We start from the raw sequence: 20,812 nt of genomic DNA, 5'->3' as shown, positions 1-20,812 counted from the left end.
CGGAGCCGGAACAGCCGGACGCACGACGTCGGCTGACAGCTCCCGAGAGGCCTGACCGGGCTCGACCGGGCCCGCCGGAGCCCCGCCCCCAAGGCCGGCCGCGGGCACCGGACCGGCCGGCGGCTCCGGCGGAGCCTGGCCACGCCGACCCGCGCCCCGCAGCACACCACCACCGTCAACGACCGGACGGACCACGGCAGCCGGCGAAACCGACGGGGCCGCAACACGCTGGACCGGGGTGGTCACCCCCACCGGGGGCAGCGCACCCAACCCCGGGGGCGGAGCCGCTACGGCCGGACGCACCACGTCAGCCGACAGGCCTCGCGAGGCCCGACCGGGCCCGAACGGGCCCGCCGGAACCTCGCCGCCAAGGCCGGCCGCGGGCACCGGGCCCGCCGGCGGCTCCGGCGGGGCCTGGTCACCCCGGCCTTCGCCCCGCGGCGCACCGTCGCCGTCAACGACCGGACGGACCACGGCAGTCGGCGGGGGTTTCGGCGGGAACCCGTGGGGTCCGGGTACCGGGGTCGCGACGTCGTGGAGGGTGCCGCTCGGGGCGTCGGGGGACACCGCGTGGCCCAGGGCCCCCGTCAGTGACGGGTCGCGCCAGGACGCCAGGCTCGCACCGAACGCCGTCGGATCCGTCAGCAGCGGCGCGGGGCCGAACGTACGGCGCTGGACGGGGAGGTCCGGCCACGCGGGGGCCGGAGCCGGCGCGGCCACCGCCGGGTCCGGCGTCGTGGGCGCGGGCCCAGGGTCGGGCGAGCGGCGGCGCAGCCGGTTCCGCAGCGCTTCGAACATGCCCCGCTCACCGCCCCCCGGCCAGCCGGTTCAGGCGGGCGATCTGGTCGACGTACAGCCGGCGGTCCGCGTGTTCGAGGTCCAGGATGGAATCCATCGGCCAGTGGAAGTGGTAGGCGATGTACGCGACTTCGCCGTACAGGTCGTCCGTCGCGTACGTCACGATTCCCCCAGGCGCCCACCACCCGCCAGATCCACGGCGAACGCGGTCTCGCACGACGGGCACCGCACCTGCGCCCGCGTGTGCCCCTCCGCGTTGATCCGGCGGTAGAAGTCCTGCAGGAACGCCAGGTCCGAGGCGAACAGGTCCTCGATCACACCGGCGTGTACGTCCGTCACCGTGCCGATCCGCTCGACCACCCGCCCCAGCAGCACCACGGACAGGTACGCCGGGTTCTCGCGGACCCGGTCGTCCCGCAGCGGGACCAGCTCGTCACGGGCCGTCGCCAGCCGCATCATGCCCGTGCGGTGCACCTGGCCCGCTCCGTCCACGTAGCCGCGCGGCAGTTCGAAGGTGAACTCCGTACGCATCGATCCGGTGGGCCGGGTCTCCAGGGGTCCACCGGGCCCACCGGGTTCACCGGGGGCCGCCGCGTCGCCCGGAGCCGGCGGCATCGCCATCTGTCGTCGCATCAGCCGCTCACGCCACGTCCATCTGCTCGTACGTGATGACGAGTTTCTCGGTCAGGACACTGGTGTCGCCCGCCTTCAGCGAGCTGATCTCCAGGCTCTTGGGCCACGCGTTGACCAGCGTGTACCGCTTGATCGGCTGGCCCTCGTAGTCGAAGACGATGATCGCGCCGCCCTTGCGCGCGGAGCCCATCTTCCCGAACCGCGCGTCCTTGATCCATTTCTCGAAGTTGTTGTCGGCGGTCAGGCCGCGCGTCAGCGTGACCTCGCCCGCCCTCGGCCGGCCCGGCAGTTTCTTGATGAGGTACTTGCCGTCCGCCGTGTTCGTCTTCAGCTCGATGACGTCCTGTTCCATCTTCAGGCCCGTCACTTCGTTGATCTGCTTGATGACGACCCCGTCGATCTCCAGCCCGAAGGAATGGCCGACCGAGGTGTCCATGTCGGGAAGTGCCACGCTGCGAACCCCCTGTTGCTCCTGTCGGTACGCGTCCCCGTACCGGTACGCGTACCGCTGCCGCTGCCGCTGCTGCCGCTACTCGTCGACGAGGCTGGTGCCGCCCGAGAACTGGGCCAGCCGGAAGATCACGAACTCGGCCGGCTTCACCGGCGCGATCCCGATCTCGCAGACCACCTCGCCCGCCTCGATCCCCTCACGGTGGTTCGTCTCCCGGTCGCACTTGACGTAGAACGCCTCGTCCGGCGTCAGTCCGAACAGCGCCCCACGCCGCCACTCGTTGACCAGGAACGCCGAGATCGTCCGCCGGATCCGTGCCCAGAGCGCGTCGTCGTTCGGCTCGAAGACCACCCACTGCGTGCCGATGAGGATGGAGTCCTCGATGTAGTTGAAGAGCCGGCGCACGTTCAGGTAGCGCCACGCGGCGTCGGAGGACAGCGTCCGCGCACCCCACACGCGGATGCCGCGGCCCGCGAAGGAGCGCAGGCAGTTCACGCCGATGGGGTTGAGCAGGTCCTGCTCGCCCTTCGTCAGATGGACCGCCAGATCGACCGCCCCGCGCACCACTTCGTTGGCGGGCGCCTTGTGGACCCCGCGGGTCTCGTCGTTGCGGGCCCATACGCCGGCCAGCGCGCCGCTCGGCGGCACGAACCGGGTCTGCCCGGCCGCCGACGGGTCGGCCACCTTGACCCAGGGGTAGTACAGGGCCGCGTACTTGGAGTCGTAGCCGGCGCCCGTCCTGCGCCACTCCCTCACGCGCTGCGGCGACAGGTCGGGCGGCGGGTCGATGATCGCGATCCGGTTCCCCATCAGCTCGCAGTGGGCGATCATCGCGAGCTGCACCGCCTTGAGGCCCTCGGCGTCGAGCGCACCCTGCTGGTAGGCGCTCATCAGGTCCGGCACGGCCAGCATGGTGATCTCGTCGACCGTCTCCAGGCCGGCGAAGCCGGTGCGGTCGTCCGGACTGCCCACGTACGAGGCGGGGGTGAGCGACGCCGGTACGGCGGGCGGGGCCGGGGCGGGAGCGGGGGCCGGTGCGAGGGCGACGGTCTGGTTCCCGGGACGGGACAGCGCCTGGGAGGGGCCGGCGTCCTCGACGGTGATCAGGCGGGAGCGGTCCCGGACGACCGTGACGACGTAGTGGCGCTGGCTGCGCCGGCTGGAGACCTCCCAGGTCTCCTCGGTACGGTCGCCGCGCTTGACGGTGAGGGTGAACAGGTCCTCGGCCGGGGACTCGCCGCCCGCGTCGGAGACCTCGACGGTGAGGCCGTCGCCGGTGCCCTCCAGGGCGGCGACCTGGAAGTCGCCGAGAGCGGTCCGGGGCCCGGCGGGCAGGGCGCCGGCCGCGGCGGCCGCCCGGTTCCCGCGCCGGCCGCCGGCGGGGGCGGGCCGGGATCCGGGGGCCGGGCCGTCTCTCCCGTCCGCGCCGTCTTCCCGGTCCTCCCCGTCCGCACCGTCGGCGCCGTCTCCTCCCACGCGGACGACGTAGCAGGTGCCGCCCCCGTTGAGGAAGTACGCGTAGACGGCGTGCGCCAGATAGGCGCCGGCCATGAACTCGCCGAAGGTGGAGGTGAACTGGCTCCAGTTGGTCACCAGGGTGGGCCTGTTGTACGGCCCGTCGGCGGCCAGTCCGACGAAGGCCGCGACGGCGGTGCCCACGCCTTCGATCGGGCGGGACCCCGCCTCGACCTCTTCGACGTAGACGCCCGGCGACTGGTACGACGGCATCCTGGCCCTCCCCTGGGGTGATGGTCGATCACACCCTCTCTTCTCGGCGGGGAGGAAGGTCATGACCGGTCGTGCGCCGTCGGGGGAACCGTGGACTGCCCCGACGGGCAGCCCCGACTGCACGTTCGCCCGGTACCCGGGTACTTCCCGCGATCACCCGGCCGCACCACCCTGATCCGGTGGACCGGACCACGAAGCGCCCGCAGGATGCCGACGCCGCTGAGGCGGCTGGTGCGGCGGTGGCGCGGGACACGGGTGTCCCGGCGCCGGAGCGTCCGGAGGCGGGCGGGACGAGGGCCGGTCCCGGTCCTGCTCCTGGTCCTGGTCCTGGTCCCGGTCATCGCGCGGTGAGTTCGCTCCTCGACGGCGCGCGGGCCGGTACCGGTACCGGGGCCGGGTCCGCGGCGGTCGGCCGGCTGGTCGGGCTGCAACGGCTGGCGGGCAACGGCGCGGTGAGCCGGCTTCTGGCGCTCCAGCGGCAAGGGCCCACGGCGGGGCCGGGGCCGGGACCGGGTCAGGGACGGGGGCCGGACCACCGGGGTGAGGACGCCGGGGGCGAGGCCCGCGAGCTCCGGGTCCCCGGGGCCGAGGGTCAGCAGGCCCCCGCGGGCAGCGCCCGGCAGGCCGTAGCCGCGGCGGCCGGCGGCGGGGCCACAGCGGAGGACGGAGCGGCCGGAGAGGCGGCCGGGGGGCGTCGCGAGCCCGGGGGTCCGGGGGGCCGGGCCCGGGAGACCGACGAGCGGCGGGCCGGTGAGCGACAGGGCGACGAGCGACAGGGCGACGAGCGGCGGGGTGACGAGCGGCAGAGTGACGAGCGGCGGCAGGACGGCGGCCGGCGGACGGCGGACGCGGCCGAGGAGGCGTCCGGCGCGGACGCCGGGGCGGAGGCCGGGCCCGACGTCACGGGGGCGGGCGTCACCGGGCCGGACGACGCCGACCTGATCAGCACCGAGCTGGCCGAACACGAGCGCTGGGCGGGGTCGTTCGGGAGTCTCGGTACGGCCGGGAGCGACGACCGGGCCCGCTTCCTGCTCGACGTGGCGGGCCAGGGCGCCGCGAGCGGGGCGGTGGGCGGCGCTGTGATGGGCTTCGCGATGAGCGCCGTCGGCGCGGCCGTGGGGCAGGTCGCCGGACGTCGGCTGGCCACGCTGGCGGTGTCGCGGGGGCTTTCGGCCACCCCCGTTCCGGGTCTGGGCCCGGCGATCGGCGGCGTGATGGCGCTGGCGGGCCTGGCGATGCGCGACTGGAGCGCCACCGGGGAGACGATCGGCCGGATCGGTACGGGGACCGGATACGAACGGCTCGCCAACGACCTGGAGGGGCTGGCCGAGGTCCTCGACGTCACGATGTCGCTGATGGACGTCGTGGCCGGCGTACTCGGCGGGATCGCGGTGGGCATGTGGGTGGGTGCGGTGCTCTCCGGCGGCACCCTGGCTCCGCTCGCGCTGACACTGTCGGCGGTGGCGACGGGCATGGGGATCGCGACGACGGCCGTCGGCATGGTGATCAACGTGGTCGTCCGGCCGGTGGTCACGGCGCTGCGCGCGCTGCACGCGTTCGACTCGCAGGGTGACCCGGCGCAGGTCGAGCGGCAGGGCGAGCAACTGTCGGCGGCCGCAGGGCAGATCGGCGGGGCGGTGGCCGGCGCGCTCGCCGCGAAGGTCGGCGCCCGGGTGGGTACGGCGGGCGGGAACCGTATCGACCAGGGCATCACCCGGCTCCAGGAACGCGGCACGGGCGGCTCTCCGTCCGCCTCCGCCACCTCCTCGGGCGGCCCGCGGCTCCACGTGGAGATGCCGGAAGCCCCCGCTCCCGCCGCGGTCCACACGGACACGGACCCGGGCACGACCCCCCACGTGGACGCGGACACGAGCACCACCCCGCACACCGACACCGACCCGGGCCCGGCACCCCACACCGACACCGACCCGGGCCCGGCACCCCACGCCGACGCGGACGCGGGCACCGCTCCCCACGCCGACACGGACCCCGGAACCACGCCCCGCCCCGACGCCGACCCGGGCACCACGCCCCACCCCGACGTGGACGCGGACACGAGCGGCACCCCGCGCCCCGACGCCACGGCGGACACCGGAACCACGCCCCACCCCGACACCGACCCGGGCCCGGCACCCCACGCCGACACGGACCCCGGAACCACGCCCCACCCCGACGCGACGGCGGACGCCGGGACCGCACCGCACGTCGACGTCGGCGCGGGTACGACCCCGCACGCCGACGGGGAGTCGGGTACCGTCCCGCGCGTCGACCCGGACGCGGACGCGGGCACAGCGCCCCGTTCCGACGCGGACACGGGCAGCACACCACACCCCGACGCGACACCGGACGCCGGACCCGCACCGGACACGGAGACCGGACCCCCGCACGAGACCGGCCAGGGCACGCCCCCGCACGCCGGCGGAGACGCCGACATCCGTTCGGCCGGTCCGGGAGACTCCGGGGCCGCGCCCCGGGGGGACGCCGCGTCCGGCCGGCCCGTGCCCTCCGCGCCCTCCGCCCCCGACCCCGCCGACTTCAGCGAACTCGATCCGCTCGTCCACGGCCTCGGCGAGGATCCCGCCGTCCAGGCGCGGCTCACCGATGAGCGGCCCCCGCTCGCGCGGCGGGTCACGCCGTGGGGGCCGGGCGAGGCGCGGGCGTACGCCAATGAGCAGGCGGCCGACCACCGGGAGGCCGCCGGCATGAGCGGTGACACGGTGCAGGCCGGGCACACCGCCGCCGCCCGGCACGCGACCGAGTCGGGCATCCGCGAGGCCGACTGGGACACCCAGACCATGCAGCCGCTGCACAGCCGCCGGGACCCCGCACTCGCGGTGACCGTCACCCACCAGGACGGCAGCGAGAGTACCAACACCCGCCACCGCGCCCAGGAACGGCTGATCGACGCCGCCGTCGACCGGTCCCGCACGGGTTCGGCCGACGGCACCCTGACGCCGCGCGGCCAGCTCGACGCGGCCGACCACGTGGCCTGGCAGACCGAGAACACCCCGCTCGCCCAGGACAACGTCGACCTGCTGCGCGGCAGTGGCGCCGCCGCCGCGGAACCGGGCGCGCGCGTCGATCCCGCCACCGGCCGCGCCGTCCCCGGAACCGGACCGACCCCGGGAACGACACCCACACCAACGCCGACCCCGACACCGGCCCCGGCCTCGCCCGGCGGGGGCACGCACACCGCCCCGCCGTCCGCAGCCGCCGCCGCCCCCACGTACCCGGACCACACCCGGACCCTGGCGCCGACGTCGGACCGCGCGGCGGCGATGGCGCAGTACCAAGCCCAGGTGCGCGCCGACCCGGCACGCGAGTCCGGGGTGTGGCGGGACTCCTCCGGCAACTACCACGTCATGCAGGGCGGACCCGGGTCGGTCGCGCCGCCGAGCGCGTCGGGGCCGCTGGAGCTGATCTACCACAGCCACCCCACCACGGCCGATCCGGCGATGCGGACCCTGAACACCCAGCCCTCGCAGGCCGGCGGGGACTTCGGCGTGCTGCAGTACCAGCACGGCGAGGGGCCCGCGGGCCGGCGGCAGACCTCGGAGCTGCACTTCCCGGTGTACGACGGGGACGGCAACCACACCGGGTACGGCGCCACGCGGTTCGCGTACGACCCCACCCACCCGCTGCCGCTCCAGGTGCACACGAGCACCCCGGACGGCGGCAGCACGACCCAGCGGTACCGGGACTTCGCCGATTTCCAGCGGCGGGCCCGGGTCGGCGCGAGCGGCGACACCGCGGCCGCCCGGTCGGCGGCCCTCACGGGCGCCGAGGCGCGGCTGCGCGCCGACCGGGCGGAGGCGGGGGTCCGCGTCGACGCGACCACGCGGGCGCTGGGCCCCGGGCCCGGCATGGTCGGCGTACGCGAGGGCCGCGAGCTGGGCCGGCAATGGGGCCAGGGACAGGGGCCGGGACAGGGCCACGGGCAGGGCACGACGCCGGCGGCCTCGCGCCGCGGTCCGGCGTACACCGCACGGGTGGCCGGGCCGCGCCCCGGCGAGTCCGTCGAGATCCCCGTCAACCCGGCCTACCCGGCGCCGCCCGGCACCCCCGCCGAACTCGCGGCGCTGCGTGAACGCATCGCCCTGACCCGGCGGGCCCAGTCCGATCTCGCGCGCACCGAGGGCGCGATGGCGCGCCAGGCGGCGGGCCAGCGCGGGCAGGACGCCCAGCTCGAACGCGCGGGCGGGGTGTCGCAGCAGTTGATCGAGGGCGGACGCGCCCAGTCGGCCGCGACCGGGGAGACCCGGTCGGCGAACCGGGAGCAGCAGTCGGCGGCGGGCGGGGCGATCGAGAACCTCGGCCGGGGCGCCCAGCAGGCGGGGGCGGTCGCCACGCTGGTGGGCAGCCTGCGGGCGTTCCAGGGGCTGGCACATCTGTTCGGCCTCCTGCCCGGCAGCCTCGGCGCCAGCGCCCGGGGCGCGAGCGCCGACTCGGCCCGGCTGATCGCCGCGCTCGGGCGGGTCACCGAGACGGACGCCGCCCGTGGCCGGATGGAGGGACAGCGGGCCGGCCTGCAGGCGAACGAGTCGCGCATCGGCCGCGTGGAGCAGCGTGACCAGCGGACGGCGGGCGAACTCGACCAGGGCCGCCGGCAGGTCGAGGAACTGCGCGTGCGCCACCAGGAGCGGCTCGGCGAGTCCGAGGCGACCAGGGACCAGGCACGGCGGGAACGGCAGGCCGCGGCCGGTGACGAGGAGCGGACACAGGACACGCACGACGAACTGCTCACCCGCATGCGGGCCTGGGCGGGCGAGCACCGGGCGGCGCGGGAGAGCGCCGTCGCGGCGGCGCGGGCGCGTCTGACGGCCCAGGGATACGCAGTACGGGAGAGCCGATGACGACGATGCCCGAACCGAGGCCGACGAGCGAGGTGACGTCCATGACCGCCGTGACGTCGACGGGCGCGGCGACCGCGGCCACCGACACCACCGCCGCCACGACTGCCACCGACACCACCGCCGCCACCTATGCCACGGCGGCCACCTATGCCACGACGGCCTCCGCCGCCACGGCTGCCGCCGCTGCCGCCGCCGACGCGCGGGACGAGGTCGCGCGGCTGCGCGGCGGCGACCCGGCGGCGCTGGCCGAGGCCCTGGAAGGGCTGGCCACGGCGGCCGCGGAGGAGGGTGACCTCGGTACGGCGGCGGCCGCCCTCGAGGAGGCCGCCGGGGTGTGGGACCGCGTCGCGGAGCCCGCGCGCGAGGGGTTCTGCCTGCTGCTGGCGGCGTCGATGCAGCGGCTGCGCGGGGACCTCGGGGCGGCCCGGCACAACCTGGACCGGGCGGCCGCGGCGGACCTGCCGGACGGCGTCCGGCGGGCGTTCGCGGTCGAGGAGGCCGAGCAGGCGCTGGCACGGGGCGAGGCGGAGACGGCGTACGAGGCATTCGGCGCGGTGCTCGCGCTGCTGGACTCCGGGCACGACTCGGCGCCGGAGGCCGCTCGGATGGCTACGCAGGACGCCACCCGTGACGCGAAACGCGACTCCACGCAGGACGCCGCGCATGACGCCACGCAGGACGCCACGCAGGACGCCACGCAGGACGCCGCGCAGGACGCCGCGCGTGACGCCACCCGAGATGCCGTGCAGGACGGAGCGGTCCGGGCGCGGATCCTGCAGCGCCGGGCGGCCGCGGGGATCGCGGCGCGGCGGTGGCACGACGCGGCGGGCGATCTGATGGACGCCGAGGAGTTGTTCACGGCGCACGGCGAGCGGGACGAGGCGGAGGCTGCGGCCCTGGGGGCGGCCTGGGCCGTGGCGCACGTCGACCCGGAGACCGCGGAGCGGGTGTGGGCGGCCGTCGCTGCGACGGCGCCCCGCGACGGCGTGGCCGCGGCCCAACGGGGCATCACAGGCGGCCGGGTGGCGCTGCTGGCAGGCGAACCGGCCCTGGCCCTGCGGCGCTTCGACGACGCCCGGCGGGGCGCGCTGGACGCGGCGGACCCGATCGCCTACCTGGCCGCAGTCCGCGAAGCCGTGGGGGCGGCGGGGGCACTCGGCGACGACGTGACGGCGTACGCCCGGCTCGCGACGGCGTGGGTCACCGTCGGGGACCTCCTGGGCCCGGAGGCGGGCCGTCAACTGGTCCGCCCCCTCCTGGAGGACCTCCGCGTCCGCCTGGGCCCGGCCCGTTTCACGGCGGCCCGTGCGGCGTACGAATCCCGTGCGCGGGCCACCGGCTGACCTCGCATCAGGGCACTCCGAAAGATTATTGACCGGTCATTCCAGATACCCCTATGATCATGCCGTGGCCAGGACCAAGGAATTCGATCCGGACGCCGCGCTCCAGTCGGCCCTCGAGCTGTTCTGGCGGCGCGGCTACGAAGCGACGTCGATCGCGGACCTCGTCGAGCACCTCGGCATCGGCCGGGCGAGCATCTACGCGACGTTCGGCACCAAGCACGAGCTCTACCTCAAGGCGCTGGAGCGGTACGAGCAGTCCGTCGACCCCCGCCTCTTCGGCGACCTGTCGGGGCCCGGACCGGCCCTGCCGGCGGTACGGGCCGTGGTGCGCCGTTTCGCCGCCGAGGCCGCGTCCCCGCAGGAGCGGCTGAACGGCTGCTTCGTCACCAACACCGCCGCCGAACTGGCCGCCCACGACTCCGTGGCGGCCCGCCGGGTCGAGTCGAGCTGGGACCGGCTGGAGACGCTGCTGCACGCGGCGCTCGTCCGGGCGCAGGCGCAGGACGAACTGCCGCCGGGGCGCGACCCGCGCGCCCTGGCCAGGATGCTCCTGGTGCTGCTGCAAGGGGTGCGGGTCGTCGGGAAGGCCTCGACCGACCCCGCCCGCGTGCGGGACGCCGCCGAGCAGGCGCTGGCCCTGCTGGACTGAACGGACCCCACCCGGCCGTCTTTTGCATGCCCAAATAATAGACCGATCGGTCAAGAATCAGAGCGCTTCGCCGCCCAGCAGACATCTACCGAGGGGGAGAGACATGGGGAGGTCCACCACCACCTCCAGCACCCACGCGGCCGGCACCAGCACGGCCGACACAGCCGATACGGCCGATACGGCCGACAGCAGTACGGCCGTCAGCGCCGGCGCCGGCCACTCCACACCTGCGCCCGTGCCTACGCCCGCCCCCGGCAGCACGCCCGGCAGCGCCCCCCGCCGCCGCGCCGCGTTCGCGCTGCTCGGCGGCATCCAGATCACGCTCATCTACACCCTCGCCGCCACCACCGTCCCCCTCCCCCGCATCGCCCACGACTTCGGCCTCCAGCGCGCCGACCTGATCCTCCTCAGCGCCGCCTACGGCCTGACCTTCGCCGGGCTGCTGCTCCTGGGCGGCCGCCTCGCCGACCGGTACGGCGGGCGGCGCGCCCTCACCGCCGGGCTCGCGCTCTTCGCCGCCGCCTCCCTCGCGGCCCCGCTCGCCCCCGGCGCGCAGGCCCTGCTGGCCGCCCGCTTCGCGCAGGGGGCCGGGGCGGCCCTCGTCGCCCCCGCCGCCATGGCGGTGCTGCGCGCCCTGTTCCCCTCCTCCGCCGGCTACGGGCGCGCCATGGCCACCTGGGGCGGGCTCTCCGTCCTCGGCGCGACCGCGGGCAACCTGCTGTCGGGGGTGATCTCCGCCGTACTGTCCTGGCGCTGGGCCCTCGCGGTACCCCCGGCGGTCGCCATCGCCGGCCTGTTCCTCGCGCCGCGGCTGCTGCCCGGTACGGCGGCGAACCGCGGCCGGAGCCTGGACCTGCCGGGCGCGCTGCTCGCCACCACCGGGATCAGCCTGGTCAGTTACGGGCTCGTGGCCACCGACGGCCACGCCTGGACCTCGGTGGCCGTCCTCGCTCCCCTGGCCGCCGGGGCCGCCCTGCTCGCCGCGTTCCCGCGTATCGAACGCCAGGCCCGGGACCCGCTCCTGCCGCTCCGCTTCCTCCTCGACCGACGCCGGGCGGCCGCCCTCGCGGCCGTCGCACTCACCGCCTGCGGGACGGCGACCGCCTTCGTCCTGTTCTCCCTCCACTTCCAGCAGGCCCGCGACTGGTCGCCGCTGCGCACCTCCGCCGCCTTCGTCCCCTTCGCCGTCGTGCTGATCGCCGCCGGGCGTGCGGTCAGGCCCCTGGTGGCGCGCTACGGCCCCCGCGCCGTCACCGCCGGGGGGCTGGCCTCCGGCGCGGCCGGGCTCGGGCTGCTCACCCTGACCGGGTTCGACACCGGCGTCCCGTACGCGCTGGGGCTGTTGCCCGGCCTCGTCCTCCTCGCGGCGGGCGGTGCCGCCTCCTTCGCCGGTTCCGCCGTCCTGGCCACCGAGGGCGTGGCCGCGCGGGACGCCGGTCTGGCCGGCGGCGTACTGAACACCGCGATGGAGTTCGGTCCGACCGTCCTGTTCGCCCTCCTTCTCACCCTCGGCGACGACGCCGCCTCGCTCGCCGCGACGGCCGCCGCGTTCGCCGCCGTGGCCCTCCTGCACCACGGCCGCCGGCGCCGCCGTGCCCGGCCCTGACGGCGGCGCTCTCCGCCACCGGCCCACCTCATCCCCGACCTTCCGACCTGTCCAGCGTTTCCCAGTTCTACGACCCTTTCCAAGGAGCCCTTCCGATGCACCGCTTCACCGACCAGTCCGTCCTCGTCACCGGCGCCGGATCCGGCCTCGGCCGGGCCATCGCGCTCGCCTTCGCTGCCGAGGGGGCCCGGGTGGTCGCCGCCGGCCGGACCGCCGCCACCCTCGAGGAGACCGTGAGCCTGGTACGGGCGGCCGGCGGTACGGCGGAGGCGATCACCGCCGACGTGACCGACTCCGCCCAACTGGCCGCGCTCGTCCAGGAGACCGTCGCCCGCTTCGGCGGCCTGGACGTCGCCGTCAACAACGCGGGCATACTCCGCGGCACGGTGCCCGCCGCCGACATCGCGGAGGAGGACTGGGAGGCGGTGCTGCGGACCAACGTCACCGGAGTCTGGCTGGCCATGAAGCACGAGATCGCCCACATGCGCCGCAACGGCGGCGGTGCCATCGTCAACATCTCCTCCAACCTCGGCGCCCACACCCGAATCCCGGACGCCGCCGCGTACATCACCTCCAAGGCCGCCGTCAGCGCGCTGACCCGCGCGGCGGCCCTGGACCACATCGGTGACGGGGTGCGCATCAACGCCGTGAGCCCCGGCGCCTCCGCCGCTCCCATGTCCCTGCTGCCGGGCGAGACCGAGGCCGACCGCGCCGAGCGGGTCAAGAACGAGAACCCGCTCGGCCGCGTCGCGGAGGCCGAGGAGGTCGCGGCCGCCGTCCTCTACCTCGCCTCGTCCGCGGCGGGTTCCGTGGTCGGCGCCGACCTGGTCGTCGACAGCGGCTCCTCCGCCTGAGCCTCCGCCGAACCGCTGCCGGAACCTCCGGCTACGCCTCGGGCTCCGGACCCTCCGGCTCCGGGCCCTCCGCGTCTCCCGTGCCCCCCGCGTCCTGCGATCGCGCACGCTGGACCGGGGCCGGGGCGGAGGCCGGGGCCGGGGCGGAGGCCGGGGCCGGGGCGGAGGCCGGGGCCGGGGCGGAGGCCGGACTTGGGCCCGGGGCGGACATCGCGCGGTCCGCCGTCGCCACCGCCTCCCGTTCGAAACGGTCGCCGGGGTCGCTGATGCTGAGGCCGTCGGCCGTCTCCGTGCCGGGCACCGGCCCCGAACGCTGCTGCACGACGTGGGTCAGCTCGTGGGCCAGGGTCGTACGTCCCTGGTGCGAGTCCGGGTCGTACGCGCCGCGCCGGAACACCACGTCCGTGCCGACCGTGTACGCGTGGGCGTCCACCGCCGCCGCCGACTCGTGGGCGGCGGCGTCGGTGTGCACGCGCACGTCACCGAAGTCGTGGCCGAGCCGCGCCTCCATGTCCGCACGGACCTCGGGGTCCAGTGCCCGGCCGCGGCCGGAGCCGAGCACCTCGTGGACCGGCGAACGCCCGGCGGCGGCCGCCGCCGCGCCGTTGCCCGCCGTCCGCTGCAGCCGGAGCATCCCGGCCGCCCCCAGGGCGTCGGCCCGGCCCGCCGCGGCCGCCCTCAGCAGCACCGCGTCCGGCACACCGGGGGCCGGCTCGGCACCGGACGGCCGCCGCCCGGACCGCGCCGCGTCGTCGTGCTCCTGCTCATGGCCCCTCATCCCGCCACCCTCGCGCGGCCCCCGCCCGCGCGGCAGGGGCCGCCGGCACCCGCCCGGGGCAGCCCCTGCTGCCCCTTCGGGCAGGCCCCTCGGTCCGCCCGCCCCCTACCTGGTCAGCGCCAGGTACGGGCCGAACTCGCTCTCCAGGCACAGCCGTCCGAGCTTGCGGTACTCGCGCCCCACCGCCGCCACCAGGTCCGCCATCGTCACCGCCCGCCCCGCGTCCGCCGCCAGGTACGCCGCCGTCACCGCCGCCGACCGGATGTCGCCGCCCGCCAGCTCGAAGGACCGCGCGCAGAAGCCGAGGTCGAGGTCGTCGGCGCGCGGCAGGCGAGCGCCCAGGCAGCGGTCCCACAGGGCGAGGCGGTGCTCCGCGTCCGGGAGCGGGAAGTCCACCACCAGGTCCAGCCGCCGGGTGAAGGCCTCGTCCAGATTGGCCCGCAGGTTGGTGGCCAGGACGGCGAGCCCGTCGAAGGTCTCCATCCGCTGGAGCAGGTACGCGCTCTCGACGTTGGCGTAGCGGTCGTGCGCGTCCTTGACCTCGGAACGCTTGCCGAACACCGCGTCCGCCTCGTCGAAGAGCAGCACGCCGTTGACGCCCGCCGCCTCCGTGAAGATCCGCTCCAGGTTCTTCTCCGTCTCGCCCACGTACTTGTCCACGACCGTCGCCAGGTCCACCGTGTAGAGATCCAGGCCGAGTTCGCCCGCGATGACCTCCGCCGACATCGTCTTGCCCGTGCCCGAGTCCCCGGCGAACAGCGCCATCACCCCGCGCCCGCGGCCCCCGCCCGGCCGCATCGCCCACGCGCCGAGCACCCGGTCGCGGTGCCGGGCGCGGGCGGCGAGCTCGCGCAGCTGGCCCAGGACCGGCGGCGGGAGCACCAGGTCCGGCCAGCCGACGCCCGGCCGGACCCGGCGGGCCAGGCGTTCCAGGCCCGCGGTGTTCTGCGCCCGCGCCCCGTGCAGCAGGTCCGCCTCGCCGGGCGGGCCGTCCGCGCCCGCCAGGGCCGCCTGCTGCCGGGCGGTCCGTGCCGCCCGCCGGATCTGCCCGGGGGTCAGGACGAAGGCGGCCACCGCCTCCCCCGGGGGCTCCTCCCCCAGCTCCTGGGCCCACAGCGCCCGGCGTGCGGCGGTCCCGAGCCGTTCGGCCGTCGCCAGCAGGGGCGTCCGCTCCGACCAGAGCGGGTTCCAGCCCGCCTGCCCGGCCAGCAGCACCGGCACGGGCAGCGCGGCCAGCGCCCGCAGCAGCTCCGTACGTTCGCCCAGCGCGTCCACCGGCGCGGCGATCAGCCCGGCGCCGGCGAGCGCCGCCTCGCGCCCGGCGGCCCGGACCAGGGACGCGGGCTCCACCTGCCGGGCCAGGCTCGCCAGATCGAGGACGAACGCCGGACGGCCGGCGGCGGCCAGGGCGACGGCCGCCGTCTCCACGGCCGCCCCACCGGGCGACTCCCGCAGGTGGACGAGCGAGACGCCCGCGCCGAGCGCGGCCGCCAGCCGGACCGGCAGCGAGCCGTACGGGCCGGGCGGCGGGCCGGGCGGCACACCGGACGGCCCCGGGGACAGCAGCTCCACGAGCTCGGCCGCCACCGTGTCGTCGCCCAGCAGATGGGCCGTGACCCGGTCCGGCACACGCAACGCGCGTCCGAGAAAGGGCCGTTCGCCCTCCTCGACCAGCAGCAGGCCCCGCCCCACCAGGGGCCCGTGGGGTGCCAGCCGGGCCCGGGCGGCCGCTTCGGCGGCCGGTACGCCGCACAGCCCCAGCGCCAGCCCGGTCGTGGGCCGCCGACGGGTCACGTCGTCGTTGAGGTAGCCGTACAGCTGCTCGAAACGGCGGTCGAGGTCGGGAGCGAGGGCGATCAGCAGCAGTTCGACGTCGAGCGGGAGCAGCCCGAAGTCCCGCTGGAGCGACTCCAGTCGGGAACCGCCGTCGCCACCGGGCGCCGGGGGCCCCGGGTCGGGCCAGGGCACCTGGTCCGGGGCGTCCAGGAGCCTGCGGACGGTCGCGTCGGACAGGTACAGGCCGCGGAACGGGTCGTCCGTGTCCGGGTCGACCGCGCGCCGCGCCTCGACGGCCGCGCGGACCCTCCGTTCCACGACGGCCAGGCGCACGAGCAGATGGTCGTCGCGGCCGCCGGTCATCGGTCCCCGTTCCGGTGGCGGTGGGCGCGGGCCCGGCGCGGCCGCGGGACCGCGCCGGAGGCGGCAGGAGAGTCCTCCCCGTCCGAGCCCCCACCCCCGTCCCGGCCCTCTGCCCCCTCCCGGCCCTGGCCCCCGTCCCGCTCCCGTTCGCCTCCCCGCTCCCGCTCCCCCTGCCCCTGCCCCTGCCCCTGCCCGCCCCCCTCCCGCTCCCGGGCTCGCCGCCGCTCGGCCTCGCTCTCCCGGTCCCCCAGTTCGACCGCCAGGCCGTCCCGCACCGGCTGCCCCGCCGGGTACCGCGGCGCCGCCGCCACCGGGGCGCTCACCACCACGTCCAGCGAGGGCTTCAGCTCGCCGCCGAGCGCGCTCCACACGTCCGTGAACGCCTTGTCCTCCGGCGGTGGCAGCCCGATCGTGACCGGCACCGGAAGCCCGGTGGAACCCAGTTCACCCCCGCGCGCGCCCGGCAGTGCCTCGTGGCGCAGGAAGCAGGTCAGCAACGCGGCCAGCAGCCGGTGTTCGTCCTCCGGCCGCTGGGTCCACGCGCTGACGAGGTACGACAGCTTGAAATAGCGGGGCGGCAGCGTGCGGGCGGTGACGCGGCCCTCCTCGTCGTAGAGGTTGCGGCGCCCGCGCGAGCGCCGCCCCAGGTCCTCGCGGATGTCGTACAAGTACAGGTTGACGGTGGGGGTGTTGCGGCGCGCCGCCCAGTCCCGGGTGGGCGCGTCGAAGACCACGTCGACGTCCACGCCCTCCCCCAGCGCCTCGGCGCGCACCAGCTCCCGCAGCGCGTCGTCCACCTCGTGGATCACGGTCCGGTCACCTGCGCCACTGGAAGTCGGAGGGCTGGAGCACGCCGGGGACGACCAGGAACGGCGCCGGGACCTGCGTGAAGAGGGGTGTGGCGACCAGGGCCTGGCCGGCCGCCAGTTCCCGTTCGCCGAGGGTGTCCTGTGCCATGACCAGCACCGAGGCCGTGAACGTGCCGTCGGCCGCGACGACCACCGGTGCGGTGGCCGCCGTCACGCCGCGGCTCCAGCGCAGGGTGACCGTCGCGCCCGGCGGGAACTGGCTGCCGTACGCCTGGGTGGCCGAGCCGGGCGGTCCCAGCGCCGGGCTGAGGGCCAGCGCGGGCTGCCGTACGGTCACGGGCGCGGACGCCGTGTTGTCGGCCGCCGAGGCGTCGGTGCCGGTGGTGGTGACGGTGGCGGTGACCGCCCCGGTCAGTGCGGGACCGGCGGCCAGCTCCAGGCGTACGGAGGTGCTCGCGCCGGCGGCGAGGGCGGGCAGGGCGCAGCCGGCGGCGGTGGTGCAGCCCGGCCGGGAGACGGAGGTGATCGCCAGGCCCGGCGGGACGGTGAGGGCCAGGGTGAGTCCGGTCGCCGGGGCGGCCCCGGTGTTGCGGACGGTCACCTCGGCGGTGACCTTGCCGCCGGTGTAGGCGGTGCGGGGTGCGGCGGTCACGCTGACGGCCGGGTTCGCGGGCCGGGCCTGGGGCGGCGGGGGCGGCGGCCGGCCGTCCACGACCAGGGGTGCCGAGGCGGCGTTGTTGGTGGGGTCGGTGTCCGGGCCGGGGGTGGAAAGGGTGCCGGTGGCGGCGCCGCTGAGCGGGGTCGGCGAGGTGACGACGCGGGTGACGGTGACGACGGCGCCCGGGGCCAGGTCGCCGAGGGCGCAGCCGTCGGCGGGGCAGGACGGGGTGGCGGTGAGCACGGTCATCCCGGCCGGGAGCACCGGGGTGAGCAGGACGGCCCGGGCGGGGGCGGCCCCGCGGTTGGTGACGGTGTAGACGACGGTGGCCTGGTCGTTGGTGAGCATCCGGCCGGGGGTGGCGGTGACGGTGACCGCCGGGTCGGGGCGGCGCGGGTCGACGAAGGTGAGGTCGACGGTGGCGCGGTCGTTGCCGGGGTTGCCGTCGACTCCGCCGCGGGTGCTGGTGGCCGCCGTGCCCTCGAGGGTGCCGGAGAAGGCGTCGGCGGAGGTGTAGCCCCAGGTGAACGTCCGTTCCTGGCCCGGCTCCAGGGTGCCCAGCGCGCAGCCGGCGGCCGGGCAGGCGGTGCCGGTGACCAGGGCCGGGCCGGGCGGGACGGTCATCGTGAGCCGGGTGTCCTCGGCGGCGGCCGTGCCGGTGTTGCGGACGGTGAAGGTGACCGTCGACCGTTCGCCGACCTTGAGGAGGGACGGGGTGGCGGTCGCGGTGACCTCGAGGTCCGGGACGACCACGGTGACGCGGACCGAGGCCCGGTTGTCGGCCGGGCGGTGGTCGGGCAGGGCGGTCTCGGCGGTGGCCGTGGCCTCGTGCGCGCCGAGGGCGGCGGCCTTGACCGGCAGCTCGATCCGGGTCCGGCCGCCCGCCGGCAGGACACCGAGGTCGCAGACCAGCCCGGGCGTGCAGCCGCCCTGCTGGGGGTCGGCCGGACCGGCGGCGGTCAGCCCGGCCGGCAGCGTGAAGCGGACCCGGGTGGCCGGTGCGGGCGCGATGCCGTCGTTGCGCAGTTCGAGGAGCAGTTTCCCGGTGGCGCCGAGGAGCAGGGTCGGCGCGGTCGCGGTGAGTTCGGCGTGCAGGTCGGCGCTGGGCTCCCAGGTGGGCTGGGTCTGGCTGACGCCCGTGGTGCCGGGGAACAGCTCGGTACGGCCGTCGGCGCCGTCGCCGGTTCCGGTGCCGGGGTCGAGGACGAGCAGGCGCCGGTCGCCGGTACGCCCGGTGGTGCCGAGCTTGCGTACGTCCACGGCCAGCCGGGTCCCGCCCGGCGACCAGGCCGGGCTGTCCGCGTCGGCGTACGCCGCGCCGGCGGGCGGGGCCGGCACGGTGACCGGGCAGCCGGTCTGCCGCGGCAGCAGGCCCCGGCAGCCGCTGCCGTCGGGGGCGGCCAGCAGCACCATGCTGGGGCGGCCGGTCACGGCGGTGACGGAGGGCTCGGAGACGTAGTGCTCCTGCCGTACGAAGGCCAGGGCGCCGGCGCGCGGGTCGTAGGCGGGGCGCTGGTCGATCACCGAGCAGGCCGCGCCGCACTGGGCGGCCGTGACGTCGTACTGGCCGCGCCCGTCGAAGGCGCTGGCCGTCCAGATGTGCCGGTCCTCGTGCCAGGTGGGCGGCCCTTCGGCACGCGGCGCGGCGACGCCGTCGGAGGTGCCGCCGTCGGAGGTGCCGCCGTCGGAGGTGCCGCCGTCGGAGGTGCCGCCGTCGGACGTACCGCCGCCCGGCGAACCCGGGGCTCCGCCCGGCCCACCGGGTGCTGCGCCCGGCGCACCGGGTGCTGCGCCCGGCGCCGGTGTGGTGCACAGGCTCCAGCGGGAGAAGGCCAGCCGGGTGCCGTCCGGGGACCAGCTCGGTTCCTGGTCGTCGGAGCGGCAGGTCTGGCCGTCCCGGGCGAGGCGGGGCACGGTGAGCGTCAGCCGCCAGGTGGCGGGGGCGCCGGAGACGTCGACGACCGCGATCTCGGCGCGCGGGTTGTACTCGGCCTCGGTCGGGGGCGGGCGGCGCGCGAAGACCAGCCGGGTGCCGTCCGGGGACCAGACGGGGCGGGCCTGGCTCTCGCCCTGCTTCATGCCCTGGTACGTGAGCGGGCGGGCGTCCGCGAGCCCCTCCACCGCCCCCACCATGATCTGCCCGCCGTCCTGGACGGCGGCCGCGGCGCGGGCGGTGCCCGACAGGCCCAGCAGGCCGAAGAGCCGTACGAAGGCCAGCCGGCTGCCGTCGGGCGCGTACGCCGGGTCCGCGAACCCCCACTCCTGGCCCCGCGCGCCGCGCAGTCGGACCCGGTCCAGGGGCAGCCCGGCGCGCTGCCGCTCGATGTTCGAGCTCTCCCAGTCCTCACCCGCCACCAGCGGCTGCGGCGGGGCCCCGGCGGGGGTGTACCAGCCGACGTTCTCCTGCTCGAAGGGCACCACCTGGTCGGGGTCGAAGAGCGGGGTGAGGGAGCAGCCGGGGCAGGGCGTGGCCGGGTCGGCGTAGTACGCCGTGCCCGCGAGGAGCAGCAGCTGGCCGCCGTCCGGCCGCCAGGCGAGGTCACGGCGGCCCTCGGGCGAGGTGACGCGGCCCACGACCTCGGTGGGGCGGGTGCCGCGCCCGCCGGCGGGAACGGTGACCACCTCGTGCTCGCCGCCCGTGCCACCGGGCGAGAGGTAGGCGACCCGGTCCCGGGAGCCGGGCAGGGCGGGTTCCCACACGGGCGCCAGGGCCCGGTCGCCGACGGGCGAGACCCGTACGGGGGTGCCCCCGGCCACGGGGATCCGGAAGGCCTCCTCGCCGTGCGTGTAGACCAGTTCGGTGCCGTCGGGCGACCAGTCGGGGGTGTCTGCGTCCGCGACGACCTGCCGCAGTCCGGTGCCGTCGGTGCGCACGACCCACACCGCGGGGCGGGCGTGGGTGCCGCTGCGCCCGCCGCGGTCGTCGCAGCGGAACCGGGTGGCTTCCGTGCCGTCACCGGGGTCGTTCGCCCAGGCGACGAAGGCGACCCACTGGCGGTCCGGCGACAGGACGGGGTCGGCGGCCCGCCAGCCGGTGCGCAGGTGCACCAGGGTCGTGGGCCCGTTGCCGGTACGGCGGTAGATCCCCTCGCCCTGGCCGCCGCGGTCGCTGACCCACACGAGGTCGTCGCCGCGGGCGGCGGGCTGGCAGTCGTTGCCGGCGACGCCGACGGGCAGCAGGGGGGCGAGGGCGCCCCGCGGGCCGACGGTGTTGACGGTGTGGTGCGGGCCGTCGCCGACGTACGCGAGGCGCCCGGGATCCGGGGCGTCGGCCGGCGCGGCGGGGGCGGCGGGGGCGGCGGGCGCCGCGGGCGCGGACGGTGCCTGGGCGGTCGTCACCGGGGGTGCCAGCGGGGGGACGACCCCCAGCAGGCCCAGGGCCACCACCAGCACCGTGGTCCGCGCGTACCTGAAACCACGTCGTCGCATCCGGACAGCCCTCCTCGGGGCAACCGTGGCGGGTGCGGCACCCCGGCCGGAGCCGGGGGCGGGGCACCGTTGCGGGTAACTCCC

13 protein-coding genes are annotated in these 20,812 nt (G+C 76.7%); 5 read left to right on the top strand and 8 right to left on the bottom strand.

The features are described 5' to 3' along the window. Window positions 1–805: 805 nt before the first annotated feature. The 4 genes from ACIPXB_RS16520 to ACIPXB_RS16505 all read right to left on the bottom strand — a co-directional run bounded on the left by ACIPXB_RS16520 (window position 806) and on the right by ACIPXB_RS16505 (window position 3,610). On the bottom strand, window positions 806–961 hold the full coding sequence (locus ACIPXB_RS16520) for a DUF6760 family protein (RefSeq protein ID WP_401449912.1): 156 nt from the start codon (window positions 959–961) through the stop codon (window positions 806–808). Then, window positions 958–1,431, bottom strand: coding sequence for a hypothetical protein (locus ACIPXB_RS16515; RefSeq protein ID WP_401449909.1), 474 nt, complete (start codon window positions 1,429–1,431; stop codon window positions 958–960). Before ACIPXB_RS16515 ends, ACIPXB_RS16520 begins: the two co-directional genes overlap by 4 nt. A gap of 7 nt (window positions 1,432–1,438) precedes the next feature. Continuing rightward, window positions 1,439–1,882, bottom strand: coding sequence for a phage tail protein (locus ACIPXB_RS16510; protein WP_401449907.1), 444 nt, complete (start codon window positions 1,880–1,882; stop codon window positions 1,439–1,441). A 78-nt stretch (window positions 1,883–1,960) separates the two neighbouring features. Next, complete coding sequence (locus ACIPXB_RS16505; RefSeq protein WP_401449905.1) at window positions 1,961–3,610, bottom strand: phage tail sheath family protein; 1,650 nt, start codon at window positions 3,608–3,610, stop codon at window positions 1,961–1,963. Window positions 3,611–3,957: 347 nt separating this feature from the next. On the opposite strand from ACIPXB_RS16505, the gene ACIPXB_RS16500 reads away from it, so the two are divergent. From ACIPXB_RS16500 to ACIPXB_RS16480, 5 genes are all read left to right on the top strand, one after another. Continuing rightward, on the top strand, window positions 3,958–8,463 hold the full coding sequence (locus ACIPXB_RS16500) for a hypothetical protein (protein WP_401449903.1): 4,506 nt from the start codon (window positions 3,958–3,960) through the stop codon (window positions 8,461–8,463). 41 nt (window positions 8,464–8,504) lie between these two features. Beyond that, entirely contained in the window at window positions 8,505–9,806 is a 1,302-nt protein-coding gene (locus ACIPXB_RS16495) for a hypothetical protein (protein ID WP_401449901.1), read from the top strand. Between the two features lie 64 nt (window positions 9,807–9,870). After that, window positions 9,871–10,455 carry a TetR/AcrR family transcriptional regulator gene (locus tag ACIPXB_RS16490; RefSeq protein ID WP_401449899.1) on the top strand — a complete coding sequence of 195 codons (585 nt, stop codon included), beginning with the start codon at window positions 9,871–9,873 and terminating at the stop codon, window positions 10,453–10,455. A 103-nt stretch (window positions 10,456–10,558) separates the two neighbouring features. After that, entirely contained in the window at window positions 10,559–12,061 is a 1,503-nt protein-coding gene (locus ACIPXB_RS16485; protein WP_401449897.1) for an MFS transporter, read from the top strand. Between the two features lie 95 nt (window positions 12,062–12,156). Next, complete coding sequence (locus tag ACIPXB_RS16480) at window positions 12,157–12,915, top strand: SDR family NAD(P)-dependent oxidoreductase (RefSeq protein WP_401449895.1); 759 nt, start codon at window positions 12,157–12,159, stop codon at window positions 12,913–12,915. Between the two features lie 31 nt (window positions 12,916–12,946). Here ACIPXB_RS16480 and ACIPXB_RS16475 read toward each other — a convergent pair whose 3' ends face one another. The 4 genes from ACIPXB_RS16475 to ACIPXB_RS16460 all read right to left on the bottom strand — a co-directional run bounded on the left by ACIPXB_RS16475 (window position 12,947) and on the right by ACIPXB_RS16460 (window position 20,728). Further along, on the bottom strand, window positions 12,947–13,693 hold the full coding sequence (locus ACIPXB_RS16475; RefSeq protein WP_401449892.1) for a DUF4157 domain-containing protein: 747 nt from the start codon (window positions 13,691–13,693) through the stop codon (window positions 12,947–12,949). A gap of 105 nt (window positions 13,694–13,798) precedes the next feature. Next, window positions 13,799–15,832 (bottom strand): ATP-binding protein, encoded by a 2,034-nt coding sequence (locus tag ACIPXB_RS16470; protein WP_401449889.1) that lies wholly within the window; start codon window positions 15,830–15,832, stop codon window positions 13,799–13,801. Then, window positions 15,829–16,641, bottom strand: a complete 813-nt coding sequence (locus tag ACIPXB_RS16465) for a DUF4255 domain-containing protein (RefSeq protein WP_401449887.1) — start codon at window positions 16,639–16,641, stop codon at window positions 15,829–15,831. Before ACIPXB_RS16465 ends, ACIPXB_RS16470 begins: the two co-directional genes overlap by 4 nt. A gap of 7 nt (window positions 16,642–16,648) precedes the next feature. Then, window positions 16,649–20,728, bottom strand: a complete 4,080-nt coding sequence (locus tag ACIPXB_RS16460; RefSeq protein ID WP_401449884.1) for a CARDB domain-containing protein — start codon at window positions 20,726–20,728, stop codon at window positions 16,649–16,651. Between the last annotated feature and the right edge of the window lie 84 nt (window positions 20,729–20,812).

Origin of the sequence: Streptomyces sp. NPDC090022 (assembly GCF_044748145.1) — a bacterium.
Lineage (GTDB): Bacteria > Actinomycetota > Actinomycetes > Streptomycetales > Streptomycetaceae > Streptomyces.
Note: the sequence above shows the minus strand (reverse complement) of the source record. Positions and strands in the feature narration are given on the sequence as shown.